The 26,164-nt window shown below is 67.8% G+C and carries 23 protein-coding genes and 1 riboswitch; of the genes, 8 read left to right on the top strand and 15 right to left on the bottom strand.

The genetic code is table 11. The features are described from left to right. Positions 1-67 precede the first annotated feature (67 nt). The 5 genes from ACZK08_RS01255 to ACZK08_RS01235 all read right to left on the bottom strand — a co-directional run bounded on the left by ACZK08_RS01255 (position 68) and on the right by ACZK08_RS01235 (position 5,477). A complete protein-coding gene (locus ACZK08_RS01255) occupies positions 68-1,492 on the bottom strand; it encodes an ATP-binding protein (RefSeq protein WP_065174201.1) in 1,425 nt (474 codons plus the stop codon). A gap of 25 nt (positions 1,493-1,517) precedes the next feature. After that, positions 1,518-2,201, bottom strand: coding sequence for a response regulator transcription factor (locus ACZK08_RS01250; RefSeq protein WP_053520384.1), 684 nt, complete (start codon positions 2,199-2,201; stop codon positions 1,518-1,520). A gap of 73 nt (positions 2,202-2,274) precedes the next feature. Further along, positions 2,275-2,649, bottom strand: a complete 375-nt coding sequence (locus tag ACZK08_RS01245; RefSeq protein WP_053520383.1) for a hypothetical protein — start codon at positions 2,647-2,649, stop codon at positions 2,275-2,277. A 212-nt stretch (positions 2,650-2,861) separates the two neighbouring features. Continuing rightward, positions 2,862-3,893 carry a tRNA dihydrouridine(20/20a) synthase DusA gene (gene dusA / locus ACZK08_RS01240; protein ID WP_065182031.1) on the bottom strand — a complete coding sequence of 344 codons (1,032 nt, stop codon included), beginning with the start codon at positions 3,891-3,893 and terminating at the stop codon, positions 2,862-2,864. 129 nt (positions 3,894-4,022) lie between these two features. Next, positions 4,023-5,477, bottom strand: a complete 1,455-nt coding sequence (locus ACZK08_RS01235) for a SulP family inorganic anion transporter (RefSeq protein WP_053520134.1) — start codon at positions 5,475-5,477, stop codon at positions 4,023-4,025. A gap of 208 nt (positions 5,478-5,685) precedes the next feature. Between ACZK08_RS01235 and ACZK08_RS01230 the strand changes: the two genes are divergently transcribed. Further along, the gene (locus ACZK08_RS01230; protein ID WP_053520135.1) at positions 5,686-6,666 is read left to right on the top strand and encodes a cation diffusion facilitator family transporter; all 981 of its coding nucleotides are present in this window, start codon (positions 5,686-5,688) and stop codon (positions 6,664-6,666) included. Between the two features lie 110 nt (positions 6,667-6,776). Next, positions 6,777-7,202 (top strand): organic hydroperoxide resistance protein, encoded by a 426-nt coding sequence (locus ACZK08_RS01225; RefSeq protein WP_065182033.1) that lies wholly within the window; start codon positions 6,777-6,779, stop codon positions 7,200-7,202. A 200-nt stretch (positions 7,203-7,402) separates the two neighbouring features. Here ACZK08_RS01225 and mmsB read toward each other — a convergent pair whose 3' ends face one another. Genes mmsB through ACZK08_RS01200 form a run of 5 tightly spaced genes read right to left on the bottom strand, consistent with a single transcriptional unit; the run spans position 7,403 to position 12,936 of the window. Next, positions 7,403-8,293: a 3-hydroxyisobutyrate dehydrogenase gene (gene mmsB / locus ACZK08_RS01220; RefSeq protein ID WP_478452401.1), complete on the bottom strand. Its 891-nt coding sequence runs from the start codon at positions 8,291-8,293 to the stop codon at positions 7,403-7,405. Continuing rightward, on the bottom strand, positions 8,290-9,459 hold the full coding sequence (locus ACZK08_RS01215; protein WP_065174195.1) for an enoyl-CoA hydratase/isomerase family protein: 1,170 nt from the start codon (positions 9,457-9,459) through the stop codon (positions 8,290-8,292). Before ACZK08_RS01215 ends, mmsB begins: the two co-directional genes overlap by 4 nt. Then, entirely contained in the window at positions 9,456-10,253 is a 798-nt protein-coding gene (locus ACZK08_RS01210) for an enoyl-CoA hydratase (protein WP_053520138.1), read from the bottom strand. The genes ACZK08_RS01215 and ACZK08_RS01210 overlap by 4 nt, the downstream gene beginning before the upstream one ends. Next, entirely contained in the window at positions 10,250-11,404 is a 1,155-nt protein-coding gene (locus ACZK08_RS01205) for an acyl-CoA dehydrogenase family protein (protein WP_440210885.1), read from the bottom strand. The genes ACZK08_RS01210 and ACZK08_RS01205 overlap by 4 nt, the downstream gene beginning before the upstream one ends. Before the next feature lie 26 nt (positions 11,405-11,430). After that, a complete protein-coding gene (locus ACZK08_RS01200) occupies positions 11,431-12,936 on the bottom strand; it encodes a CoA-acylating methylmalonate-semialdehyde dehydrogenase (RefSeq protein ID WP_053520140.1) in 1,506 nt (501 codons plus the stop codon). 118 nt (positions 12,937-13,054) lie between these two features. Here ACZK08_RS01200 and ACZK08_RS01195 point away from each other — a divergent pair, with 118 nt between their 5' ends. Continuing rightward, positions 13,055-14,416 (top strand): helix-turn-helix domain-containing protein, encoded by a 1,362-nt coding sequence (locus ACZK08_RS01195; RefSeq protein WP_428992332.1) that lies wholly within the window; start codon positions 13,055-13,057, stop codon positions 14,414-14,416. 360 nt (positions 14,417-14,776) lie between these two features. On the opposite strand, the gene ACZK08_RS01190 is transcribed toward ACZK08_RS01195, so the two are convergent. Beyond that, positions 14,777-16,624, bottom strand: a complete 1,848-nt coding sequence (locus ACZK08_RS01190; RefSeq protein WP_065182160.1) for a patatin-like phospholipase family protein — start codon at positions 16,622-16,624, stop codon at positions 14,777-14,779. A gap of 141 nt (positions 16,625-16,765) precedes the next feature. After that, positions 16,766-16,995, top strand: a riboswitch (cobalamin riboswitch). A gap of 219 nt (positions 16,996-17,214) precedes the next feature. Between ACZK08_RS01190 and metE the strand changes: the two genes are divergently transcribed. Genes metE through pncA form a run of 3 tightly spaced genes read left to right on the top strand, consistent with a single transcriptional unit; the run spans position 17,215 to position 20,929 of the window. Continuing rightward, positions 17,215-19,512 (top strand): 5-methyltetrahydropteroyltriglutamate--homocysteine S-methyltransferase, encoded by a 2,298-nt coding sequence (gene metE / locus ACZK08_RS01185; RefSeq protein WP_065182035.1) that lies wholly within the window; start codon positions 17,215-17,217, stop codon positions 19,510-19,512. A gap of 60 nt (positions 19,513-19,572) precedes the next feature. Beyond that, complete coding sequence (locus ACZK08_RS01180; RefSeq protein WP_414487958.1) at positions 19,573-20,247, top strand: epoxyqueuosine reductase QueH; 675 nt, start codon at positions 19,573-19,575, stop codon at positions 20,245-20,247. Between the two features lie 55 nt (positions 20,248-20,302). After that, positions 20,303-20,929: a bifunctional nicotinamidase/pyrazinamidase gene (gene pncA, locus ACZK08_RS01175; protein ID WP_065174191.1), complete on the top strand. Its 627-nt coding sequence runs from the start codon at positions 20,303-20,305 to the stop codon at positions 20,927-20,929. Positions 20,930-20,951: 22 nt separating this feature from the next. Here pncA and purU read toward each other — a convergent pair whose 3' ends face one another. Beyond that, on the bottom strand, positions 20,952-21,803 hold the full coding sequence (gene purU, locus ACZK08_RS01170) for a formyltetrahydrofolate deformylase (protein ID WP_478452399.1): 852 nt from the start codon (positions 21,801-21,803) through the stop codon (positions 20,952-20,954). A 113-nt stretch (positions 21,804-21,916) separates the two neighbouring features. Here purU and ACZK08_RS01165 point away from each other — a divergent pair, with 113 nt between their 5' ends. Further along, the gene (locus tag ACZK08_RS01165) at positions 21,917-22,828 is read left to right on the top strand and encodes a LysR family transcriptional regulator (RefSeq protein WP_065182036.1); all 912 of its coding nucleotides are present in this window, start codon (positions 21,917-21,919) and stop codon (positions 22,826-22,828) included. Between the two features lie 3 nt (positions 22,829-22,831). Here ACZK08_RS01165 and ACZK08_RS01160 read toward each other — a convergent pair whose 3' ends face one another. The 3 genes from ACZK08_RS01160 to ACZK08_RS01150 all read right to left on the bottom strand — a co-directional run bounded on the left by ACZK08_RS01160 (position 22,832) and on the right by ACZK08_RS01150 (position 25,306). After that, positions 22,832-23,932, bottom strand: coding sequence for an NADH:flavin oxidoreductase/NADH oxidase (locus ACZK08_RS01160; protein WP_080375304.1), 1,101 nt, complete (start codon positions 23,930-23,932; stop codon positions 22,832-22,834). A gap of 122 nt (positions 23,933-24,054) precedes the next feature. After that, positions 24,055-24,861: an NAD-dependent protein deacetylase gene (locus tag ACZK08_RS01155; RefSeq protein WP_053518577.1), complete on the bottom strand. Its 807-nt coding sequence runs from the start codon at positions 24,859-24,861 to the stop codon at positions 24,055-24,057. Between the two features lie 43 nt (positions 24,862-24,904). Then, positions 24,905-25,306, bottom strand: coding sequence for an acyl-CoA thioesterase (locus ACZK08_RS01150; RefSeq protein ID WP_053518579.1), 402 nt, complete (start codon positions 25,304-25,306; stop codon positions 24,905-24,907). A 91-nt stretch (positions 25,307-25,397) separates the two neighbouring features. Here ACZK08_RS01150 and ACZK08_RS01145 point away from each other — a divergent pair, with 91 nt between their 5' ends. Then, on the top strand, positions 25,398-26,033 hold the full coding sequence (locus ACZK08_RS01145; RefSeq protein ID WP_065182037.1) for a LysE family translocator: 636 nt from the start codon (positions 25,398-25,400) through the stop codon (positions 26,031-26,033). The last annotated feature ends 131 nt before the right edge of the window (positions 26,034-26,164 follow it).

Genomic DNA, 26,164 nt, shown 5'->3' with positions numbered 1-26,164 from the left:
AGGTTCGCCGGGCGTGGCCCGGCGCTGCCTGCATTCGCGTTGACCGGTGGATCGAAGCAGGCCCGCCCTACGGGCCCGGCGGCAGACGCACTTCGAAGCGGGCGCCTTCCAGTTCGCTGGAACGGCCGACCGCCAGTTCGCCGCGGTAATCCTTGATCAGGTCCTGCACGATCGACAGGCCGATGCCGTGGCCCTGCACGCGTTCGTCGCCACGTACGCCACGCTGCAGCACCTTGCCGATATCGTCCGGCGCAATGCCCGGGCCGTCGTCGTCCACGGCCAGCAGCAGGCCGGCGCGGCGTGCATTCGGTGCCGGCAGGGGCTGCGCGGTCAGCAGGACACGGCGCTTGGCCCATTTGAAGGCGTTTTCCAGCAGATTGCCCAGCAGCTCCTGCAGGTCACCCGGCTCGCCATGGAAGCGCGCGGCCGGATCGATGTCGAACTCGCACAGCACGCCCTTGGCCGCATAGACCTTTTCCAGGCCCCGCACGATCTCTTCGGCGTTGGACTCAATCGGCAACGGTGCGGAGAACAGCTTGTGGCCCGACGACGCAGCGCGCGCCAGCTGATAGGACACCAGGTTGTTCATGCGTTGCAGCTGCACGTCCAGCTCTTCGCGCAGCGCGCCATCACCGGCACCGCTGTCCATCTGCGTGCGCAGCACCGCGATCGGCGTTTTCAGGCTGTGCGCAAGATCCGCCAGGGTATTGCGCTGGCGCTCGAGGTTCTCGCGCTCACTTTCGATGAAGGCATTGATGCTGTCGGTCAGCGGTTCCAGCTCGCGTGGGTGGCGCTCGCTCATGCGCTCGGTCTCGCCGCGCTGCACCTTGGTCAGCTCGGTGATCACGCGACGCAGCGGACGCAGGCTCCACTGCAGGATGACGGTCTGCAGCAGCAGCAGGATCAGGCCGATGCCACCCAGGTAGAACCAGACACGGCTGCGGAACACCCGCAGCTGCGCACCGAGCGCGCGCGAGTCTTCCATCACGTAGATGGTGTACGGGAACTCGGTGGCGGGATCGGCATCGGCGTCCCACACCAGGCCCAGGCCGTAGCGGTACACCGAACCCTGGCTGCCGTCGATCTGGATCATCGGCAGCGGGCCTTCGAATACCTCCTGGCGTGGCGCAAGCAGGCCGCCGCCGACGGTGGGCAGCATCGGGCCTTCGGCCGACATCGAATTGCCCTTGCCGTCCGGCATCACCACCTGCAGGTAGAGACCGCTGCCGGGCACGTCGAAGCGCGGGTCCGGTGGCTGCTCGCGGATGTACAGCGAACGATCGCGGGTGAAGTCGATGCCCGCCGCATAGGCAGTGGCGTAGTTCTTCAGGCGCTCACGCAGGTTGGCCTTCGCCGTATCGGCGAAGGCGGCGTCGAGCGCGTAACCGGCCAGGGCCAGGAACGCGACCAGGCCCACGGACGCGGCGAACAGCTGGCGCGCCTGCAGGGAGCGCGGCCGCCAGCGTCGGAAGAACCACAGACGGCCGGACATCGTGCAATCGCCAGGGTGAGCCGGCTCAGCCCTCGTTGCGCGGGATCGCGAAACGGTAGCCGCGGCCGCGCACGGTCTCGATCGGCTTCAGCTCGCCGTCCGGGTCCAGCTTCTTGCGCAGGCGGCCGATGAACACTTCCAGCACGTTCGAGTCGCGGTCGAAGTCCTGCTGGTAGATGTGCTCGGTGAGGTCGGCCTTGGAGACCAGTTCACCGGCATGCATCATCAGGTACTCCAGCACCTTGTACTCGTAGCTGGTCAGGTCGACATTGCTGCCGGAAACGCTGACCGTCTGCGCGGCAAGATCCAGGGCGACCGGGCCGCATTCCAGCGTCGGCTTGCTCCAGCCGGCGGCGCGGCGCAGGAGCGCGTTGACGCGGGCCAGCAGCTCTTCGACGTGGAACGGCTTGACCAGGTAATCGTCGGCGCCCTGCTTCAGGCCCTCGACCTTGTCCTGCCAGCTCGACCGCGCGGTCAGGATCAGCACCGGGAACTTCTTGCCCTCGTCACGCAGCGCCTTGATCAGCTCCATGCCCGACATCTTGGGCAGGCCGAGGTCGATGATGCCGACGTCGAACGGGACTTCGCGCCCCATGTAGAGGCCTTCCTCGCCGTCCTGCGCAGCATCGACGGCAAAGCCTTCGCGCTTGAGCCGGGCTGCCAGGGTCTCACGCAGCGGGGCTTCGTCTTCGACCAGAAGGATACGCATGAACTCTCCCTAGTGTCCTGGGTGTGGCCCGGAGGCCAGTGGGGTACGGGTTGATAGCGACAACTATCCCTGTTCAGGGGTTATCGCCGCGTAGTGAAGACATATCCGACCGCGGCGTGCGCGGTTGTGAACGCGACGGGGCGGGGTCGTCCATGTAGCGGACCCGGCCCCGGTCGTCCATGTACTTGACCCGGTTGATGTCACGACCATCGAACGGCACCCGTTCGGCGCCCAGGATGTGGCCACCGGTGGTGCGCTGCACGCGGCGCACGGCATCGGACAGCGAGCGCTCGTCGCCACGGCCACCCCGCTCGCTCCGCTCCATCATCTCCGCCCGGCCGTGTTCCGCACGCGGGGGCTGCTGTGCCATTGCCGACGACAGCGGCGCAGCCGCCAGCACCACGCAGGTGGCCAGGGCAATGCGGCAATGGAGGGGAGCGGAAGACATCGATGCGATCCTAGCCGAGCACGGCGATTCGTTCAAAAGTCGTAAATCCGGGAACCGGGTGCGGGACCCGGTCTTTACAATTCCTTTGCAAATTCTTGGTTTGGGGCAGTGAATCCGATCTGAACTTTTCCGGGCGAACCGCAAGTTTGTTCATCTAAGTGAACATTCGGGACGAATCGGCCGGCATTGTCAAGTCAGGAATGTGACGTACGTCACGCAGCGGCACGGTCAGCGTCGCGCTCGGTGACGGCAAGGGCCTGTTCGACCAATGTCCAGTCGGCGCCTGGACGGTGCGCACCCTCGCTCAATACCTGGCGGAACGCGCGCCCACCGGGCTGCCCATGGAACAGGCCGAGCAGGTGACGGGTGATGTGCTTCAGGGCCATGCCCTCGCCCAGACGGGCCTCGACATACGGGCGCAGCGCGCGCAGCAGGTCCGCGCGCGACCGCAGCGGCGTACCGGTGTGCAGCGCTTCCAGCTGATGCAGCAGATAGGGATCGTGGTACGCGGCCCGGCCCAGCATCACGCCATCGACATGGCCGGCCTGGGCCTGCACGGCTTCCATGCTGGCCAGGCCACCGTTGAGCACCACCGGCAGCGCAGGCCGCTCCTGCTTCAGGCGGTAGGCCCAGTCGTACTTCAGCGGCGGAACCTCACGGTTCTCCTTGGGCGACAGGCCCTTCAGCCAGGCATTGCGCGCGTGCACCACCACCATTGCTGCACCGGCAGCGACCTGGCGATCGACGAAGCTGGCGAACGCCTCGTACTCGTTGTCCTCATCCACGCCCAGACGGCACTTCACGGTCACCGGGATGTCGACCGCATCGACCATCGCGGCCACGCATTCGGCCACCAGCACCGGCTCGCGCATCAGGCAGGCACCGAAGCGGCCGGCCTGCACGCGATCGGACGGGCAGCCGCAGTTGAGGTTGACCTCGTCGTAGCCCCAGTCCGCGGCGATGCGCGCGGCCTGCGCCAGCAGGGCCGGATCGCTGCCACCCAGCTGCAGGGCCAGCGGCTGTTCGCTGCGGTCGAAGCCGAGCAGGCGCTCGCGGTCACCATGGATGACCGCGTTGGCGTGCACCATCTCCGTGTACAGCCGCGCCCCGGGAGCCAGCACGCGGTGGAACACGCGGCAATGGCGGTCCGTCCAGTCCATCATCGGGGCGACGGACAGGCGCAGGGAATCGGCGTAACGGGCGGTGGCGGACGTCATCGGAGCGTTGATCGTGGAGACTGGCATTGCCAGTGAGATCAATAGTTTACACCGGGTGGCTGAATGCGCCCGGTCAGCCGCGCGGCGAGCGCCGGTTGGGCCCGGTTCCGGCTGGCGGCCGGGCATGGCCCGGCGCCACCAGCATGCCCCACGCGATCAGTGCCCGCCGCGTGCGCCACCCACCTGCTCGATCAGCGTCTGGCTGGCCGCATTGAGCCCCACCACGGTTACCTCTGCTCCGTGCGCGGCCAACTTTTCCTGCGCGCGCTCCAGCGCGGCCACGGCGGTCAGATCCCACAGGTGGGCATCGCGCAGATCAATCTGCACCTTCGGCGCCACATGCTGATAGTCGAACGCTGCGCCCAACTGCCCCGCCGAGGCAAAGAACACCTGCCCGCGCACGCGGTAGACCTGCGTCTCATGGGCATCGTCGCGCTGCACCTCCAGCAAGCGGCCTACTTTGCGCGCGAAGAACAACGCCGACAGCAGCACGCCGCTGAGCACGCCCTTGGCCAGGTCGTGGGTGGCCACGGTGACCACCACGGTCAGCAACATCACGGCCGAGGAACTGCGCGGGTGCGTGCGCAGGTCGCGCAGCGAGCGCCAGCTGAAGGTGCCGATGCTGACCATGATCATCACCGCCACCAGGGCGGCCATCGGGATCTGCCGCACCAGGTCGCTGCCGTACACCACCAGTACCAGCAGCAGCACGCCAGCCACCAGGCACGACAGGCGGCCACGGCCACCGGAGGTCACGTTGATGACCGACTGGCCGATCATCGCGCAGCCGGCCATGCCGCCGAGAAAGCCGGTTACCGTATTCGCCACGCCCTGGCCGATGCATTCGCGATTGCGCTCGCTGGGTGTCTCGGTGATGTCCTCGACGATCTGCAGGGTCATCATCGATTCGAGCAGGCCGACCACGGCCAGCGTGGCCGACACCGGCAGCAGGATGCGCAGCGTCTCCCAGCTGAGCGGGACATCGGGCAGCAGGAAATGCGGCAGGCTGTCGGGCAGCTGGCCCATGTCGCCAACACTGCGCACGTCGATACCGAAGCCGATCACCACCGCGGTGAGCATCACGATGGCCACCAGCGGCGAGGGCACGGCGCGGGTGAGGCGCGGCAGCAGATAGATGATGACCAGCGCCGCCGCGCACAGCACGTAGACCGTAGGACCGCGGCCGATCAGTTCCGGCATCTGCGCCAGGAAGATCAGGATCGCCAGCGCATTGACGAAGCCGGTGATGACCGAGCGCGAGACGAAGCGCATCAGCGAGCCCAGTTTGAACACGCCTGCCAGCACCTGCAGCAAGCCGGCCAGGATGCTGGCGGCGAACAGGTACTGCAGGCCGTGATCCTTCACCAGGTCGACCATCACCAGCGCCATCGCGCCAGTGGCAGCAGAGATCATGCCAGGGCGGCCACCCGCGATGGCGGTGATGACGGCGATGGAGAAGGCGGCGTACAGGCCGACCTTGGGGTCGACGCCGGCAATGAGCGAGAACGCGATGGCCTCGGGAATCAGGGCCAGGGCGACGACGATGCCGGACAACAGGTCGCCACGGACGTTGCCGAGCCATTGCTGGCGCAGGGGATAGGACGTTTGCATGGGAAAGCTCCGCGCGCAGGCGGGCGTGGCCGCATGGCGCTGCAGTGGAAAGACACGGGTTCCTGAGCCGGGCGGGCCGGCTGCCGATGTGCGGCAAGGGTCAGGGTGGCGTGATCACTGCAGGCGGGTGTCGGTACGTGGGAGGGGCGCAGTCTACGGGAAGCGGCTGCATGAAGGTAGCGCGGTCGGCCGCCAGACGCAGCGGAGCATGGCTCCGCTCTACAATCGGGTCATGGCTACCGATCGCCCCCACTTCTTCGACCCCACCACCGAACAGGGGGTGCTGCGCCTGTCGATTGCCGGTGCGTTGCTGCTGGCGCTGACTGCGGTGGTGTTCGGCCTGCTGGCCAATTCCTCGCTCATCATCTTCGATGGCATCTACGGGCTGATCGATGTGGTGATGACCTGGCTGTCGCTGCTGGTCGCGCGCCTGATCGCGCTGTCGACCAACACCGATGCGCTGCAGTCGCGCCTCAACCAGCGCTTTACCATGGGCTTCTGGCACCTGGAACCGATCGTGCTGGGCGTGAGCGGCACGCTGATGATCGGTGCGGCGCTGTATGCACTGGTCAATGCCGTGGACGCGCTGATGTCCGGCGGCCGCCACATCGCGCTGGGGCCGGCGATGATCTTCGCCGCGCTGTCCCTGCTGGCCGAGGCAGCGCTGGGCGTGTTCGTGCTGCGCGCCAACCGCCGCATCGGGTCGGAGTTCATCGCGCTGGACGCGAAAAACTGGATGATCGCGGCCAGCATGTCGGCCTGCTATCTGGTCGCCTTCCTGGGCGGCGCGCTGGTGCGTGGCACCGCGTGGGACTGGATCGGGCCGTACATCGACCCGGCCATCCTCGCCTTCGTCTGCGTACTGGTGATGATCGCGCCGCTGGGCACGGTGCGGCGGGCATTGGCCGGCATCCTGCTGGTGACCCCACCGGAGCTGCAGGCCCACGTGGACGCGGTGGCGCGCACGATCGTCGCCAGGCATGGCTTCGTCGAACACCGCAGCTATGTGGCGCAGGTGGGACGTGGCGAGCAGATCGAGCTGTTCTTCGTGGTCCCGGCCGATGATCCGCCGCGGCCCCTGCGGGAGTGGGACCAACTGCGTGACGAGATCGGCGATGCACTGGGCGAAGCCTCGCCGGACCGGTGGCTGACGATCATGTTCACCACCGATCGGGAATGGACGATCTAGACAGGCAGGACGATCGGTCAAATTTCTCAGACGGTCTGTCACCCATCGTCCTTGGAAAGCGGGCAAAGTAGGCTCCAACGCACTACCACCCACTGACCAGGAGCATCCCGATGTCCATCGAAAAGGTTCTGTACACCGCCCAGGCGACCTCCACCGGCGGCCGCGAAGGCCGTTCCGTCTCCTCCGACAACGTGCTCGACATCCAGCTGTCGACCCCGCGCGAGCTGGGCGGCGCGGGCGGCCCGGGCACCAACCCGGAGCAGCTGTTCGCCGCCGGCTACTCGGCCTGCTTCCTGGGCGCGCTGAAGTTCGTGGCCGGCCAGGCCAAGGTCGCGCTGCCGGCTGACACCACCGTGACCGGCAAGGTGGGCATCGGCCAGATCCCGACCGGCTTCGGCATCGAGGCCGAGCTGACCATCAACGTGCCGGGCGTGCCGCGCGAGCAGGTTGAAGCGCTTGTGCAGAAGGCGCACGTCGTGTGCCCGTACTCGAATGCCACCCGCGGCAACATCGACGTGACGCTGATCGTCGCCTGATGGAGGCGGGGTCGGATCCCTTTGCAACGGCAAAGGGCTCTGACCCCAGCGGCTAAATGGGGTCAGATCCCTTTCGCGTTGCGAAAGGGATCCGACCCCGGGGCTCCAAGCGCAAAAAAATGGGCGGATGCCGGTCGAAACCAGGCATCCGCCCATCCCACCCCGGGTGGGCCCCGGCACGCGGCCGGGGACGCATTCGCTTACTTCTCGCTGGTGATGAGCTGTACGACGCTGGAGAAATCCAGCTTGCCGCGCCCGGCCTGATGATTCATCGAATACAGGTTGCGGGCCACTTCACCCAGCGGGATCGAGGCGCCGACACTCATCGCCGCTTCCACTGCCAGGCCCATGTCCTTGAGCATCAGGTCGCTGCCGAAGCCGCCGCTGTAGCCACGCGAGGCCGGCGCATTCTCCAGCACGCCCGGCCACGGATTGCACACTTCGGTGGCCCAGCTGCGGCCGGTGCTCACCGCCATCATCTGCGACAGCACCTTCGGGTCCAGACCGTGCGCCACGCCCAGTGCGATGGCCTCGCCGGTGACGGCCATGATCACGCCCAGCGCCATGTTGTTGCACAGCTTGGCCACCTGGCCGGCACCACTGGCGCCAACGTGGAAGATGTTCCTGCCCATCGCCTGCAGCACCGGGCGCGCACGCTCCAGTGCACCCTCCTCACCACCGACGATGAAGGTGAGGGTGCCGGCCTGGGCACCGGCCGTGCCGCCGGAAACCGGCGCATCGATCATCTGCAGGCCGCGTGCGGCCGCCGCTTCGGACACCTTGCGGGCGCTGGCCGGAGCGATCGTGCTGCAATCGATGACCAGCGCGCCGGCCGGAATCGCGGCGAGAATGCCGTCATCGCCGAGGTACAGGCCTTCGACGTGGCGACTGGCCGGCAGCATCGAGATCACCACCTCGGCGTCGGCCAGGGTGTCACGTGCTGACGACGCGGCACCGGCACCGGCGTCGACGGCGGCCTGCACGGCGGCCGGCACCAGATCGAACACGCGCACGGTGTGGCCGTTCTTGACCAGATTGGCGGCCATCGGGCCACCCATGTTGCCCAACCCAATGAATGCAATGCGGCTCATGCCAGGCTCCTTTCAGCGGCAGGGGTACCCAGGTCGGCCAGCGGATGCGCGGCATCGGCCCAGGGCGAAGCGAAGAACGTATCGGCCCACAGGGCGCTGGCTTCGGCCAGCGTGGCCGGGTTCCACGACGGCGTGCGGTCCTTGTCGATCAGCAGCGCACGGATGCCTTCGGCGAAATCGCCGTGGGCAGCGCAGTGCAGGGCGACGATGTATTCCAGGCGGTAGACCGCAGCCAGATCCTGGCCCGCGCTGCGGCGCTGCAGCTCGAACGCCAGCCGCGCCGAACCGGGCGCGCCGGCCGCGAGGGTCTTCTGGGCGGCCTGCAGCCAGGCATCCTCGGTCTGCAGGTGGGCGATGCCTTCGACGATGGCATCGAGGTCATCGCCGTCGCACAGTGCGTCGACCTTCGCCGCGTTGGCCAGCAGCGGACCGGTCGCGGCATCGCTGGCATACGATTGCAGCAGGTGGCCCAGACGCTCGTGGTTGCTCGCGGCGTCGCGCGACCAGGCCACCTGCAGCAGTGCATCGAACACATCGCTGCGGCGCGCTTCGGCCACGTGCACGTCGGCCAGGCCGGCATAGATCGCATCGCCCGGGTTGAGCAGTGCACCGGTCAAGGCCAGGAACAGGCCACCCTTGCCCGGCACGCGCGGCAGCAGCCAGCTGCCACCCACGTCCGGGAACAGACCGACGGTGATCTCCGGGAACGCGAGCTTGGAGCGCTCGCTGACCACACGGTGGCTGGCACCGGACATCAGGCCGATGCCCCCTCCCATGACGATGCCATGGCCCCAGCACAGGATCGGCTTGGCATAGGTGTGGATGAGGTAATCCACGCGGTACTCGACGTCGAAGAACTCGGCCGCGTAGTCGTTGTCGCGGATATCGCTGCGGCCGGCCTCGCGGAATGCACGCATGCTCTGGTACAGGCTGTGCAGGTCACCGCCGGCGCAGAACGCCTTTTCACCGGCGCCCTGCAGCACCACCATCGCGATGCCGTCGTCGTCGGCCCAGGCATTGAGCTGCTTCAGCAGCAGGTGCGCCATCGGCAGCGAGAAGCCATTGAGCGTGCGCGGCGCGTTCAGCGTGGCGATGCCGATGCGCGCGCCATTGCCGGCCACGCGCTCTTCGAACAGGACCGGCGCTTCGTCGGCGACCGTGGTCATGCGTTCTTCCACTGCGCGGCGCGCTTTTCCAGGAAGGCGTTCACGCCCTCGACCTGGTCGGCGGTATCGAACAGATCGACGAAGGCCTCGCGTTCGGCCACCAGCGCCGAGGCGTGGGTGCCGGTGCGGGTGGACTGCACCAGCGTCTTGCAGGCCGCGATGCTGGTCGGGCTCTGCTTGCCGGCCTTCTTCGCCCATTCCAGCGCCAGCGCCTTGGACTCGCCCTTGCCGACCTTCTCCTCGGCCAGGCCGATGCGCAGCGCGGTCTCGGCATTGATGCGCTCGCCCAGCAGGATCATGCGCTTGGCCCAGCCCTCGCCCACCAGCCGTGGCAGGTTCTGGGTACCACCGGCGCACGGCAGCAGGCCGACGGTGGCCTCCGGCAGCGCGACCTGGGCGTGGTCTTCGATGATGCGCAGGTCGCAGGCCAGCGCGCATTCCAGCCCGCCGCCCATCGCATAGCCGTTGATTGCGGCGATCGACACGCCGCGGAAGCCGGACAGCGCCTCGAAGGCTTCGCCGAAGCGGCGTGCGGCCTCGCGCGCGGCCGCCTTGTCGCCAGAGGCGAACTGGTTCAGATCCGCGCCGGCGGAGAAGAACTTCTCGCCATCACCGGTGATCACCAGCGCGTAGATGTCGCGGTCCGCATTGAGCGCAGCCACCAGGTCGCGCAGCGCGGACAGGCTGTGCACGGTCCAGGTATGCGCCGGCGGGTTGTGCAGGGTGACCACGGCGGTGTGGCCATCGGCCTCGACCTTCAGGCCCACGTGCTCCTGGGTACGCCAATCCTTCATCGCAGTTCCTCTTCGGTGTTGAGCAGGTGACGGGCAACGATCACCCGCATGATCTCGTTGGTGCCTTCCAGGATCTGGTGCACGCGGCAGTCACGCAGCAGGCGTTCGATCGGGTATTCGCGGATGTAGCCGTAGCCGCCGTGGATCTGCAGCGCTTCGTTGCAGACAGTGAAACCGGCATCGGTGGCGAAGCGCTTGGCCATTGCGCACCACACGTTGGCGTCGCTGGCGCCGGCATCGAGCTTGCGCGCGGCGGTATGCACCATCTGCCGGGCGGCCACCAGTTGGGTGACCATGTCGGCCAGCTTGAACTGCAGTGCCTGGAACTCGGCCAGCGCCTTGCCGAACTGGCGACGCTCGCCCATGTAGCGGCGTGCGGCATCCAGCGCGCCCTGCGCGGCACCCAGCGAACAGGCGGCGATGTTGATGCGGCCGCCATCGAGTCCCTTCATCGCCAGCTTGAAGCCACCGCCTTCCTCTCCCAGAAGGTGGCTGACCGGCACGCGGACGTTCTCGAAGGTGATGCCACGGGTGGGCTGGCTGTTCCAGCCCATCTTCTCTTCCTTGCGGCCGAAGCTGATGCCCGGCAGGTCCGACGGCACCGCGATGGCGCTGACGCCGCCGGCACCGGCACCGCCGGTGCGCGCCATCACCACCAGCAGTTCGGTGGCGCCGGCGCCGGAGATGAAGGCCTTGGCGCCGTTCAGCACGAAGTGGTCGCCATCGCGCACGGCGGTGGTTTTCAGCGAGGCGGCATCGGAACCGGCGCCCGGTTCGGTCAGGCAGTACGAGGCCAGCTTGATGCCCGCCGCCAGATCGTTGCCCCACGCGTCGCGCAGTGCCGGCTGACCCCATTTGGACACCATCCACGAGGCCATGTTGTGGATGCTGATGTAGGCCGCCGTCGAGGGGTCGACACTGGCGAGCTCCTCGATGACGACGGCGGCGTCCAGCCGGCTCAGGCCGCTGCCGCCCACTTCCGGGTCCATGTACAGACCGCAGAAGCCCAGTTCACCGGCCTTGGCGATCGCCTCGCGCGGAAAGATGCCCTCCGCATCCCATCGCGCGGCGTGCGGCGCCAGTTCGGCCAGTGCGAAGTCGCGGGCGGCCTCGCGGTAGGCCTGCTGCGCTTCTTCCAGTTCCGTCGTCATCGAGTGGCTCATGGCTGCTCCTGCCGTTACTTCAGGCTGATCGTGGTGTTGACGCCGTGGCTCAGCGTCTCGTCATCGAACCAGCGCGCGGTGACGGTCTTGGTCTGGGTGTAGAACAGCACCACCTGCTTGCCGTACGGGCCCAGGTCACCCAGCTTGGAGGCGCGCGAACCGGTGAAGGAGAACAGCGGCACCGGCACCGGGATCGGCACGTTGATGCCGACCTGGCCGACGTCGATGTCTTCCTGGAACCTGCGCGCGGCGGCGCCGGACTGGGTGAACAGTGCGGTGCCGTTGCCGTTCGGGTTGCTGTTGACCATCGCGATGGCGTCTTCCAGCGTTTCCGCTTCCAGGATCACCAGCACCGGCCCGAAGATTTCTTCCTGGTAGATACGCATGTCGGTGGTGACACCGGCAAAGATGGTCGGGCCGACGAAGTTGCCCTTCTCGAAGCCATCGACCTGCGGATTGCGGCCATCGAGCACCAGCTGCGCGCCCTGCTCCACGCCCGAGGCGATCAGGCCTTCCACGCGCTCGCGCGCGCTGCAGGAAATCACCGGGCCGACATCGGTACCGGACACGGTGCCACCGCTGACCTTCAGGGTCTTGGCCTTGGCCACCAGATCCTGCACCCAGCCGCGCGCTTCACCCACCAGCACCAGCGTAGAGGCCGCCATGCAGCGCTGGCCGGCGGCACCGAAGGCGGCACCGACCATCGCATTGAGGGTCTGCTCCTTGTTGGCATCCGGCAGCACCACGGCGTGGTTCTTGGCGCCCATCATGCACTGCACGCGCTTGCCGGCCAGCGACGCACGGTTGTACACGTGGGTACCCACGCGGGTGGAACCCACGAAGGAGACCGCCTTGATGTCCGGGTGGTCGCAGATCGCGTTGACCACTTCCTCGCCACCGTGGACCACATTCAGCACGCCCTTCGGAATGCCGGCTTCCAGCGCCAGTTCAACCAGGCGCATGGTGACCATCGGGTCCTGCTCGGACGGCTTGAGAATGAAGGTGTTGCCGGTGGCGATGGCCATCGGGAACATCCACAGCGGAATCATCGCCGGGAAGTTGAATGGGGTGATGCCGGCGCACACGCCCAGCGGCTGCATGATCGTGTAGGTATCCACGCCATTGGCCACGTTGTTGGCCAGCTCGCCCAGCTGCAGGTTGCCGATGGCGGCGGCGTGCTCGACCACTTCCAGGCCGCGGAACACATCGCCTTCGGCATCCGGCAGGGTCTTGCCCTGTTCGGCGGTGAGGATGTGCGCCAGCTCGCTCATGTTCTCGCGGATCAGCTGCTGGTACTTCAGGAAGATGCGCGCACGGGTGCCGATCGGGGTCTTGCGCCAGGTCTTGAACGCTTCCTTGGCGGCGGCCACGGCAGCGTCCACTTCAGCGGTGGTGGCGAACGGGACCTGGGCCAGCACGTCCTGGGTGGCCGGGTTGATCACGTCCTGCCAGTGGGAGGTCGCCGATTCGACGAACTGGCCATCGATCAGCATGCGGATACGGGGCGCTGCAACAGTCATGACGACATCCAGGGGTGCGAAAGATGCTTGGCATTATTCACAGCCGCCGCCTCGATTTCCGGCCTGAATCCGCTTAATCTGGCCAACACCCCCCACGATTCCTGTTAATTCTGTGAATCTGCCATCCTCACAGCGCCAGCTGGGCCTGCGCCTGCTGCGCCTGCGCGAGCAGCGCGGCTACAGCCAGATCGACCTGGCCCGCGCCCTGGGCCTTTCTGCCAGCTACCTGAACCAGATCGAGCGCAACAAGCGCCCGTTGACGCCCGCCGTGCAGAAGAAGCTGAGTGAGGTGTTGGGCGACGTTTCCGCCCTGTTCGACGAGGATGAACCCGCGGCATTGCAGGAATCATTGGCCGAAACCCTGCGGGACCTGGGGCTGGCCGACGTCAGTGCCACCGAGCTGCGGGCACTGGCCGGCAACCTGCCGCAGGTGAGCCGGGCGCTGCTGGACCTGCATCGCCGCCACCTGGCGTTGCGGGAACATGCCGCCGCACTGGAGTTTCAGCTGGGCGAACCCGGTGCCGGCAGCACCCTGCCGGCGGGCGACCAGGTGCGCGAGTTCTTCAACCGCATGCACAACCACATCCCGGAGCTGGATGAGCTGGCCGAGCGGTTATTCGCCGAATGGGGACTGTCGCCGGGGCACGTCGCCCCGCGCCTGCGCCAGTTGCTGGCCGATCGCCACGGCGTGCTGGTGGAAGTGACTGCCTTGCAGGCCGGGCGCGAGAAGCGCCACTACGATGCCGGTGCCCGCCGGCTGTGGCTGCCGGACTATTTGGAGCCGGGCCAGCAGGCCTTCCAGATGGCCGCCGAACTTGCACTGCACGGCTACCTGCCGCAGATCGATACGGTGATTGCCCGCGCCGGATTCAGCGACGAGGCGCGCATCGCGCAGGCGCGCATCGGCCTGTCGAACTATTTCGCCGGGGCCCTGGTAATGCCCTACCTGCGCTTCCTGCGTGCGGCCGAAGCCAGCAGCTACGACATCGAGCTGCTGGCGCACCAGTTCGGTGTCGGCTTCGAAGCAGTCTGCCACCGGCTGAGCACGCTGGCCCGCCGCAGCGCGCCCGGCCTGCCGTTCTTCTTCATCCGTGTGGACCGCGCCGGCAACGTCTCCAAGCGTCACTCGGCCACCGACTTCCACTTCTCGCAGGTGGGTGGCTCATGCCCGCTGTGGATCGTCTACGAGGCGTTCAACCAGCCCGGCCGCATCCTGACCCAGACCGCGCGCATGCCCGATGGGCGTCGCCACTTCTGGCTGGCCCGGCAGGTCAGCAGCGGCCCGGTTGGTCACGGCCAACCACGCAAGACCTTCGCAGTAGCGCTGGGCTGCGACCTGCAGCATGCCGAGCGGCTGGTGTATTCGCTGGGGCTGGATGTGCAGAGCCCGGGCAATTCGGTGTCGATCGGCCCGGGTTGCCGGGTGTGCCCGCGCGAGGACTGCATGCAGCGCGCGTTCGCGCAGCTGCCGGGGCGATAGGGTTGGTTCGGCAGGGCTGCGCCCTGCACCTGCACAGGCCGAAGCAACGGCAACGGCAAAAGCTGGCATTCCGTGGGATGGCGGGGCGGGTCCGGTTGCGGGGGACGGCGCAAGTACGTCCATGTAGCCTCGGTCGCGCCATCCATGGCGCTCACGCCCCCGCAACCGGACCCACCCCGCCTTCGACAGATCTCCGCAAGCTGTCAGAACGACGCATTGCCCTGGTGGGTGTCGACCTTGGTCGACACGGTTGAATCCTGGCGATGAGCCACCGCAGGGATCAGATCGTGCCGACCAAGGTCGGCACCCACCAGACAAGGTCGGCACCCGCCGGAACAGTTCAATCGGCTGCGGCAGCGGTCAGTAGATCGGCGTCACCTTCATCTGCGGCAGCGGCCGTGGTGCGCCGTCGGTGAGGTCCGGGCCAAGATCCTCCCAGCTGCGGCCCTGCTCCACCATCAGCCCCCACAACTGCTGTGACGCCAGCCGCTTGTCCTCCGAGCCCAGCTTGTACGACGGTGGCGACGGCACGCCGGCAGCCACCATCGTGTACGCCGCCCGATAGGCCAGCACCTGCTGCGCGGGATCGTCGGTACGCGCCACTTCCAGCGTGTAACGCTGGTAGGCCGAGGCCAGGTTGCGCCAGCGGATCCAGTAGTGATTCTCGAAGGAGAACGCGCAGAAGCGCGCACCGGCCAGGCTGCCCTTGTCGGCGATGCGGGTCAGCACCTCCTGCGGCATGTCCAGGTTCATGCCGCCCTCATCACCCTGCAGCGTCACGTGCACGATGCGGTCGCGATAGCCCGGAGCACGCGCCTGCAGCAGGTCGCGCCAGTTCTGCATGGTTGCCACCACCGCGAACAGGAAACGGCCGAGCTCGCCGGCGGCCACCGGTGCGGCGATGGACTGGTAGGTGCGTTGCCAGCCATGACGGTTTTCGCTGGGCAGGAACACCGATCGCTCCAGCGCCTGCCGTGCATTGCCGCCGGAACCGACCTCCTCCGCATGCTGTGGATAGACCAGGTTGATGGCGAAGGTCGGCCAGCGCGGAAGCGCCGCGTCGAACAGATGGATCGGGAAGTTGCTGCTGATGCCCCCATCGGAGAACCAGCAGATCCGGAAGGCGGTGATCACCGGGCCGCAGGCCTGGCCGGCACTGGTCAGCCCCTCCATGCTGTCGGCCACGTTGTGTTCCGGATCGGAGGCGGTCGCTCCAGGCTCGCAGCGGCGCTCGCGGCGCGAGGGCTCATGCAGCGGCACTGCGCTGATCAGCAACGGGAAACTCAGACTCATCCGCGTTGCCACCAGTACCGGCAGCTGCGGCCCCTGCGGCAGGCGGTAATAGAGTCGTCCATCCACGCCCAGCGGCGGACCCGCATGGTTGACCAGCCACTGCACCACGCTGGCCGGGAACAGCTGGTCGAACTCTTCGCGCAGGAACCAGAACTGCGCGCCGCCCAGCGGCAGCGTGCGGGGTTCGTTGTGCGATACGCAGGTGGTGATCATCTGCAGGGTGATGGCATGCGGGCTGTCCGGCTCGTCGGCATAGCGCGGCGCATCGTGCAGGTCGGCAAAGGTGAGCGGCACATCGGCCGGCTTGCCTGACAGCTGCTGCAGGCAGCCGTGCAGCCATTCCGTCAGCGCCGGCCGGCGCGCGTCGCTGCCGAGGCCGCTGCACAGGCCCAGCAGATTGCGTCGTGCCACCCGCGCGACCCGCAGCGCGGCCCCGGCCACGCCAGCGCCGTAGGCGCACAGCAGGGACGGCAGCAACGTTGCCGCCACTCCACTCCAGCCGCCGCCCCACGCGCCCAGCGCGAGCAGCAATGCCAGCGACACCAGCACTTCCAGCGGCGCGATCTGGAACACGGCGATGGCCAGGCACAGCAGCTTGCGGGGCCAGCCTGCATTGCCGGTCAGCACCACCAGCAGCCGATAGGCTGCACGCGCGCCGCGCGCCGGCTGGAACAGACCGTAGATGAACCCGCGCCGCGACAGCTGCGCCGACACCGCCGACAATCCACCGTACCCGGCATCGCCGGGCAGCGGCTCGCCCGCCTGCTGGCGGCGATCACCATAGGCCGCCGCAGCAGCCACCGCGGCGGCGATGGCGCCTGCCGAGGTGCCACCGATGCTCTTGAAGCGATACTCGCGCGCCAGCGCCAGTACCGCATTGGGGTACACGATGCCGCTGGTGATGCCACCTTTCATGACCAGATCGCAGTACTTCGCCGCCACACGTCACCTCCCGTCCGTCGGTTGCCAGTATCGCAAGCCGGCCTCTCACTGCCTGAGAAAGGCGCCACATCCCGGTGGTGTGATGCCGGGCCTTGACCATTGCTGCCAACCGGCCTACCTTGTGCACGCCGAAGGTATTCATCTCTTCATGCGAATGAAGGGATGAATTTAAACGGGAATCCGGTGAAGGCGCTTCGCGCGCCCATTCCGGAGCTGCCCCGCAGCGGTGAATGGAAACGAATCCTGCCAACAGCACTGGGCTCGCGCCTGGGAAGCGGCAGGTAGTAGGTGGGCTGCGGCCCGCGTCCAACAGCCCGAATACCGGCCCCGGCCGGGGGACACGACCGTCCCCTGACTCGACCTGGAATCTCCGCGGGGAGGTTGCCGGGGCCGTCGTCGTCCTGCGGCTGCAGGGTGCGCGGCCACGTGCGTCCTTCTCACGGCATCCGGTTCGCCCGCGGGGGCGAAGGTCGCTGGCAAGACGCCCGTGGGCCGGCAACGGCACGCGTCGTCCTGCGGTTCCTTCGTTCCTCAATGCCGACATGCAATGAGGACACGCTGCAATGACCACTGTTACCAACCTGGGCTTTCCCCGCATCGGCGCCAAGCGCGAACTGAAGCGGGCGCTCGAACGCCACTGGGCCGGCGAGGACGACGCCGCCACCCTGCAGGCCACCGCCGCGGCGCTGCGTGCCCGGCACTGGCAGCTGCAGATCGAGGCCGGCGTCGATGTACCGCCGAGCAACGACTTCAGCCTGTACGACCAGGTGCTCGACACCGCATGGCTGTTCGATGCCATTCCCGAACGCTACCGCGAACTGGCCGCGCACGATCCACTGGCCGCCTACTTCGCCACGGCCCGTGGCCTGCAGCGCGATGGCATCGACCTGCGCGCGCTGGAGATGACCAAGTGGTTCGACACCAACTATCACTATCTGGTGCCGGAACTGCACGCGGGCCAGGCCTTCGCCCTGCGCGGTGACAAGCCGCTGGCCGAGTTCAACGAGGCCAGGGCGCTGGGCATCCACACCCGTCCGGTGCTGCTGGGACCGGTGAGCTTCCTGCTGCTGTCCAAGACCACCGACGGCAGCGCCGCGCTGGACCTGCTGGATGCCCTGCTGCCGGCCTATGTGCAGCTGCTCGGCCAGCTGGCCGACGCCGGTGCCGACTGGGTGCAGCTGGATGAGCCGCTGCTGGTGCAGGATCTCGACGCCGGTGCGCAGGCAGCCTATGAGCGCGCCTATGCCCGGTTGGCCACGGCACGGCGCCCGAAACTGCTGGTCGCGACCTATTTCGGTGCGCTCGAGGACAACCTGGCGTTGGCCACCGGCCTGCCGGTGGACGGACTACACGTGGACCTGGTGCGCGCGCCGGAGCAGCTGGACGCCGTGCTGAAGGCGCTGCCGGCCGAGCGCGTGCTGTCGGCCGGCCTGGTCAACGGCCGCAACATCTGGCGCACCCATCTGGACAACGCACTGATCCTGGCCCGGTTTGCCCAGGTGGACCGCGGCGCCGACCGGCTCTGGCTGGCACCGTCCTGTTCCCTGCTGCACACGCCCGTGGATCTTGCGCTGGAAAAGAAGCTTGATGACGAACTGAAGGGCTGGCTGGCGTTCTCCCGGCAGAAGCTGCAGGAACTGCGCCTGCTGGCCGACGCGCTCGATGGCAGGGCGGATGCGGAAGCGGGCCTGGCTGCCAATCGCGCTGCGCTGGAGGGGCGTCGTCGCTCGCCACGCGTGCACAACCCGGCCGTGGCCGCACGCCTGGCCGCGCTGACCGTGGCCGATGCGCAGCGGCACACCGCCTACCCACAGCGCCGCATCGCGCAGCATGCGGCGCTGCAGCTGCCGCTGCTGCCCACCACCACGATCGGTTCCTTCCCGCAGACGCTGGAGGTGCGCGAGGCACGCGCCCGGCACAAGTCCGGCAAGCTGGGCCTGGCCGAGTACGAGGCCTTCCTGGAACAGCAGACCGCGCATGCGGTACGCGTGCAGGAAGCGCTGGGCCTGGACGTGCTGGTCCACGGTGAGTTCGAGCGCAACGACATGGTCGAGTACTTCGGCGAGCAGCTGGAAGGCTTCGCATTTACCGGCAACGGCTGGGTGCAGAGCTATGGCTCGCGCTGCGTCAAGCCGCCGGTGATCTTCGGCGACGTCAGCCGCCCGCAGCCGATGACGGTGCGCTGGTCCAGTTACGCGCAATCGCTCACCGACAAGCCGATGAAGGGCATGCTGACCGGTCCGGTGACGGTACTGCAGTGGTCGTTCGTGCGCGACGACCAGGAACGCGATGTGACCTGCCGGCAGATCGCGTTGGCCCTGCGGGACGAAGTGCAGGACCTGGAAGCAGCCGGCATCGGCGTGATCCAGGTGGACGAGCCGGCCATCCGCGAGGGGTTGCCGTTGCGCCGTGCTCACTGGCGCGCCTACCTGGACTGGGCGGTGGAATCGTTCCGCATCAGTACCAGCGGCGTGCGCGATGCCACCCAGATCCACACCCACATGTGCTATTCGGAGTTCAACGACATCATCCACTCGGTGGCGGCAATGGACGCGGACGTGATCTCGATCGAGACCTCGCGCTCGCGCATGGAACTGCTGGATGCCTTCGTGAAGTTCAACTATCCCAACGAGATCGGCCCGGGCGTGTATGACATCCACTCCCCCCGCGTGCCGGACAAGGCGGAGATGGTGGACCTGCTGCGCAAGGCGCTGGCCGTGCTGAAGCCGGAGCAGCTGTGGGTCAACCCGGACTGCGGGCTGAAGACCCGTGGCTGGCCAGAAACCCGCGCTGCACTGCAGGCACTGGTTGCCGCCGCAGTGGAACTGCGTGCCGAGCACACCGACGCCCGCGTCGCCTGACCTGTCTCTCCACCCCGATGCACGGGCCGCCGCCGTTGCCGGCGGTCCGTGCGGTACCTGATGATGACCGAGCTCCAACGCCCCACCCTGTCCCTGCCCGCCGACGGCAAGCGCCTGCTGCTGCATTCGTGCTGTGCGCCCTGCTCCGGCGAAGTGATGGAGGCGATCACCGCCTCCGGGATCGACTACGCGATCTTCTTCTACAACCCCAACATCCATCCGGTGAAGGAATACGAGCTCCGCAAGCAGGAGAACATCCGCTTCGCCGAGCAGCATGGCGTCCCCTTCATCGACTGCGACTACGACACCGACAACTGGTTCAGCCGCGCGCGCGGCATGGAGAACGAACCCGAGCGCGGCATCCGCTGCACGATGTGCTTCGACATGCGCTTCGAGCGCACGGCGCTGTACGCGCATGAGCACGGCTACGACACCATCAGCTCGTCGCTGGGCATCTCGCGCTGGAAGAACATGGCGCAGATCAATGACTGCGGCATCCGCGCCGCGGCGCGCTACGAGGGCCTGCAGTACTGGGATTACAACTGGCGCAAGGGCGGTGGTGCCAGCCGCATGATCGAGATCAGCAAGCGCGAGCGGTTCTACCAGCAGGAGTACTGTGGCTGCGTGTACTCGCTGCGCGATGCCAACCGGCACCGCCGGGAGACCGGCCGCGAGCGGATCCGGATCGGGCTGCTGTATTACGGCCAGGACAACGAAACGCCGCAGGGCGATTGACGTGTGGCGAGGGGGCGGCCACGCTGGTCGCCTCTTCCGCCGCGCTGGAACGTCCATGCCCACCCTGCCCGCCACTGTCGCCCTGCTGGTGATCGATCTGCAGCCGGACTTCATGCCCGGTGGCGCGCTGGCCTGCGACCGTGGCGATGCGCTGGTCGCGCCGATCGCGCAGCTGCTGGCGCAGCGCCGCTACCGCACCGTAGTGGCCACCCAGGACTGGCATCCCGCGGACCATGCTTCGTTCGCCAGCCAGCACCCCGGCCATCGTCCGTTCGAAACGATCCTGCTGCATGCGCAACCGCAGACCCTGTGGCCGGACCACTGCGTGCAGGGCAGCGCCGGTGCCGCCCTGCATCCGCAGGTGGACTGGAACATGGCCGACCTGATCCTGCGCAAGGGCACCCGCCAGCAGGTGGATTCCTACAGCGCCTTCCGCGAGAACCACGGCCCCGATGGCGGGCGCCCCGCCACCGGCCTGGCCGGCTGGCTGCATGAGCGCGGCATCGACGAGGTGCACGTCTGTGGCCTGGCCCGCGACTACTGCGTGCTGTGGAGCGCGCAGGACGCAGCCACGTCCGGCTTCAGGGTGAAATTCCTCTGGGACCTGACCCGGCCGGTGACCGAGGCCAACGACGGGATGGTGCGCGAAGCACTGGGCACTGCGGGGATCGGGATCCTCTGACGCACGTCCGGCCGGGCAGGTATCAGCGGAACACCACCGTGCGGTGCCCGTTGAGCAGGATGCGGTGCTCCACATGGCGGCGCACGGCACGCGCCAGCACCTGCGATTCGGTATCGCTGCCCAGGCGTACCAGGTCGCGCGGCGTCATCGCATGATCGACCCGGGCCACGTCCTGTTCGATGATCGGACCTTCGTCCAGATCCTCGGTGACATAGTGCGCGGTGGCGCCGATGATCTTTACCCCGCGCGCGTGCGCCTGGTGATAGGGCTGCGCGCCCTTGAAGCTGGGCAGGAAGCTGTGATGGATGTTGATCGCCCGGCCGGCCAGCGCGCGGCACAGGGTGGGTGAAAGAATCTGCATGTAGCGCGCCAGCACCACCAGGTCGATACGCTCGTGTTCGACCAGATCGATGATCTGCTGCTCCTGCACCGCACGCGTATCCGCGTTCACCGGCAGATGGTGGAACGGCACGCCGTAGGACGCAGCCAGCGGTGCGAAATCGGCATGGTTGGACACCACTGCCGCGATATCCACTTTCAGCTGCCCGCTGTGCGCGCGGAACAGCAGGTCATTCAGGCAGTGGCCCTGCTTGCTGACCAGCACCAGCAGGCGCGCACGACGCCGACCGTCCTGCAGCTGCCAGTCCATGCCGAACTCGCGGGCCAGTGCCGCCATGGACGCATGTACCGTGTCCAGGGGCAGGCTGGCGCCGCGGTCGAAATGCACGCGCAGGAAGAAGCGGCCGCTTTCCTCGTCGCCGAACTGCTGGGCGTCGAGGATGTTGCAGCCATGATCGAACAACAGGCCCGACACGCGGTAGACGATGCCGGTACGGTCGGGGCAGGACAGGGTGAGGATGGAATCGGGTCGCATCCTGCAAGTGTAGGGCAGCACCCCGCCCGCGTGATCCATTGTCACCGATGCAACGAACCGCTTCGGACAGTTCCAAGTGATCGTGGCCGTCTTTCGTGGCACGCTGGCGGGTCATGAACCTGTTGCAGCTGATCCGCAGCTTCACCCGCACCGCAGACACCGGCAGCATTGCCGCTGCGGCCCGCAGCCTTGGCATCAGCGCCACCGCCGTCGGCCAGAACATCCATCGCCTGGAGGCACACCTGGGCGTGCGCCTGCTGAACCGCAGCACGCGCCAGCTGGCGCTGAGCGAGGCCGGTGCGCTGTACCTGGCGCAGGTGCGCCACATCGAAACCGATCTGGCGCGGGCGCAGGCCCTGGTCACCAGCGGTGACATCGAGCCGGCCGGGCCATTGCGCATCGCCAGCAGCCGCGCGTTCGGCCGCCACGTGCTGGCGCCCCTGCTGCCTTCACTGCAGCAACGCTATCCGCAGCTGCAGCTGGAACTGCGGCTGTCCGACCGGGCCGTGCAGCATGGTCCGGAGGCGGTCGATGCCAGCATCCGCATCGATGCGCAGCTGGAGGACGGCGTCGTGGCGCGGCCGCTGGCACGCATTCCCTTCGTCTTCTGCGCCTCGCCTGCCTACCTGCAGGCGCATGGCTGGCCACAGGAGCCGTCCGATCTGCGCGGCCATCGGGGTGTGCTGCATCGTTTCCCCACCGATGGGCGGCCTCTGCGCTGGGGCCTGCGCAAGGGCGACCAGCGCGCGGATGCGCCGCTGCCGCCCGGCATGGTGTGCGATGACATCGACGCGCTGGCCGAACTGGCCGCGGCCGGTGCCGGCATCACCCGGCTGGCGGCCTTCGTGGCCGATCCCTTTCTGCGCGATGGCCGGTTGCAGGCGGTGTTCGGCGCGGACAGCGCATGGCGCCCGGAACCGATGGAGGTCTATTTCTGCGTCAGCGACCGCCACGACTTCACCGCCAGGATCCGTGCGCTGTTCGATCACCTGCAGGCCGGCCTGCCGCCGGCCTGGCGGGCATGACCTTCAGCGCGGGGTGAACACGCCGCGTGCCTCACGCGGCTCGCAGCGCAGGTACTGCGCGGCCGGCACCACGCTGTCGCCCAGCGCGGCTGCCGCGTGCCAGGGCCAGCGCGGGTCGTAGAGGATGCCGCGGGCCAGGGCGATGGCATCGGCGTGGCGATGACGCAGGATCGATTCGGCCTGCTCCGGTTCGGTGATCATCCCCACCGCGATGACCGGCATGCGCACCTTGGCCTTGATCGCGGCCGCGAACGGCACCTGGTAGCCCGGCCCGACGCTGATCTTCTGGCGCTCATCCAGGCCGCCGCTGGAGACGTGCAGGAAATCGCAGCCACGCGCGTCCAGCACCTGGGACAGCGCTTCGCTCTGCAGCAGATCCCAGCCACCGTCGACCCAGTCGCTGGCGGAGATGCGCACGCCGACGGCCACCTTGTCGGACACTGCCGCGCGCACGGCATCGAATACCTCTACCAGCAGGCGCAGGCGATTGGGCAGCGAACCCCCGTAGCCATCGGTGCGCCGGTTGCTCAGCGGTGACAGGAACTGGTGCAGCAGATATCCGTGCGCGGCATGCACTTCGATCAGTTCGAAGCCCAGGCGTTCGGCGCGCACCGCGCTGGCGGCGAAGGCAGCAACGATTCCCGCGATGCCCGCCTCATCCAGTTCCTGCGGCGCGGGATCGGCAGCATGGAACGGCAGCGCTGACGGCGCCACCGTGGTCCAGCCACGTGCATCATCGGCCGGCAGCTGGCCACCGCCGTCCCAGGGACGCTGTACCGAGGCCTTGCGGCCGGCATGGCCCAGCTGGATGCCCAGCGGCATCGGCGACCAGCGCCGCACGCTGGCCAGCACGTGTGCCAGCGCAGCTTCGGTACCGTCATCCCACAGGCCGAGGTCGGCCCAGCTGATGCGTCCACGCGGCTCAACCGCCGTCGCTTCCAGGATCAGCAGGCCGGCACCGGATTGCGCCAGGTTGCCCAGATGCATGGCATGCCAATCGCTGGCGCGCCCGTCTTCGGCGGAATACTGGCACATCGGCGCGATGACGATGCGGTTGGACAGGGTCAGGCGGCCGAAGGTGATCGGCGAGAACAGCTGGCTCACGAGGGGTGCAGGGACGGGCAGAGGGGGGTGCGTATTGCACCGCTGCAAGGGCGGCGAATCAACCATGTGGATGGATCGCTGTTTCGCGGTGGCGCTGCATGCTCGCCGGGCATGGCCTGGCGCTACCCGATGACGAACCCGGCCAGCGCTTCAGCGCAATCGCGCTCGTCCTTGAACTGCAGCAGGTCGTCGGCACGGGTGCGGCCACGGTTCACGGCAGCCACCGGCAATCCGGCCTTTGCTGCGGCCTGCACGAAACGGAAGCCGGAATAGACCATCAGCGAGGACCCCACCACCAGCACGGCATCGGCCTGCTGCAGGTGCTCATGCACTGCCGCCACGCGTTCACGCGGCACGTTCTCGCCGAAGAACACCACGTCCGGCTTCAGCAGGCCGCCACAGGACGGACAGTCGGGCACCACGAAGGAGGAAAAATCGGTCTCCAGATCAGCGTCGCCGTCGGGGGCGATGCCGGCCTCGAGCGTGTCCCAGCCGGGATTGGCGTCCAGCAGGCGCTGCTGGAACGCCTGGCGACCGCTGCGGCGCTCGCAGCCCATGCAGCGCACCAGGTCCAGCCGCCCATGCAGGTCGATCACGTTCTGGCTGCCGGCGCGCTGGTGCAGGCCATCCACGTTCTGGGTCAGCAGCAACTGCACCTTGCCTTGCTTCTCCAGCGCGGCCAGCGCCTGGTGGGTGCCGTTGGGCTGGGCCAGGCCGAAGCGCGGCCAGCCCAGCAGGCTGCGTGCCCAGTAGCGCTGGCGGGTGGCGGCCTCGCCCATGAATGCCTGGTAGGTGACCGGCGGCGTGCGTTTCCATTGGCCATCGGTATCCCGGTAATCGGGGATTCCCGAGGCCGTGCTGCAGCCAGCGCCGGTCAGCACGAACAGGCGCTGGGCGCGGTCGATGAAGTCGGTCAGCGGCGGGGTCATGCCGACCAGATGGGGGCAGCACGGCGCCCCCACAAGCGCCGGCTCAGGGCGCCGGCAGCGGCGGCACCGCGATCGGCTGGCCCGCCTCGTCCAGCGCGATCATCACGAAGTGGCCGCGGGTGCAGAGCCTGCGCTCGCCGCTGTGCAGGTCTTCGGCAATCAGTTCCACCTCGACCTTCATCGAGCTGCGGCCGACCTCGACGATGCGGCCGATCGTTTCCACCATCTGGCCGATGCGGATCGGCAGCTTGAAGTCGACCTGGTCGCTGCGCGCGGTCACCACGGTGCGGCGCGAGTAGCGGGCGGCGGCGAGGAAGGCGGCCTTGTCCATCCACGCCAGCGCCTGGCCACCAAACAGCGTGCCCATGTGGTTGGTATGGTTGGGAAAGACGATTTCGGCCATGCGCACTTCGATCGGTGGCACGGTTTCAGGGATCGGGGTCATGGGTAGGGCTTCGGTGTGGGGTGCGGCAATGTTAAGCCAGGCCCCGTACAGGCAGCGCTACACTGCGCCACGCCCACTGCCAGGACTGCCCATGCCCGCGACCTCCGATCTGCTGGCGTTCGCCCTCATCTCGCTGGGCATGGTGCTCACGCCCGGGCCGAACATGATCTACCTGGTCTCGCGCTCGATCTGCCAGGGCCGCCGCGCCGGCCTGGTCTCGCTGGGTGGGGTGGTGCTGGGTTTCGTGTTCTACATGCTGTGCGCGGCGCTGGGCATCACCGCCCTGCTGATGACGGTGCCGTTCGCCTACGACGCGCTGCGCATCGGGGGGGCGTTGTACCTGCTGTACCTGGCCTGGCAGGCGCTCAAACCCGGTGGCCGCTCGCCGTTCGCGGTGCGCGACCTGCCGCAGGACACCCCACGCAGATTGTTTGCGATGGGCTTTCTGACCAATCTGCTGAACCCGAAGATCGCGGTGATGTACCTGTCCCTGCTGCCGCAGTTCCTGCATCCGGACGGACACGGCAGCGTGCTGATGCAGTCGCTGGTCCTGGGTGCTACCCAGATCGTGGTGAGCCTGAGCGTGAACGCGGTGATCGTGGTGCTGGCCGGCAGCATCGCTGCATTTCTCGCCGCGCGCCCCACCTGGCAGGCGGCACAGCGCTGGTTGATGGGCACGGTCCTGGCCGGGCTGGCGGTGCGCATGGCGGCGGAAGGGCGGCGGTAGCGCCGGGCCATGCCCGGCGAAGGCGCAGCGCAATCGACGCTGCGCGCAGCCCCGGACGGTACCCGCCGGGCACGGCCCCGCGCTACCCACAAAAAACCCCGGCATCGGCCGGGGTTTTCGCTGCGACAGGC

It is taken from the genome of Stenotrophomonas sp. 112478_Sma (genome assembly GCF_056479905.1).
Note: the sequence above shows the minus strand (reverse complement) of the source record. Positions and strands in the feature narration are given on the sequence as shown.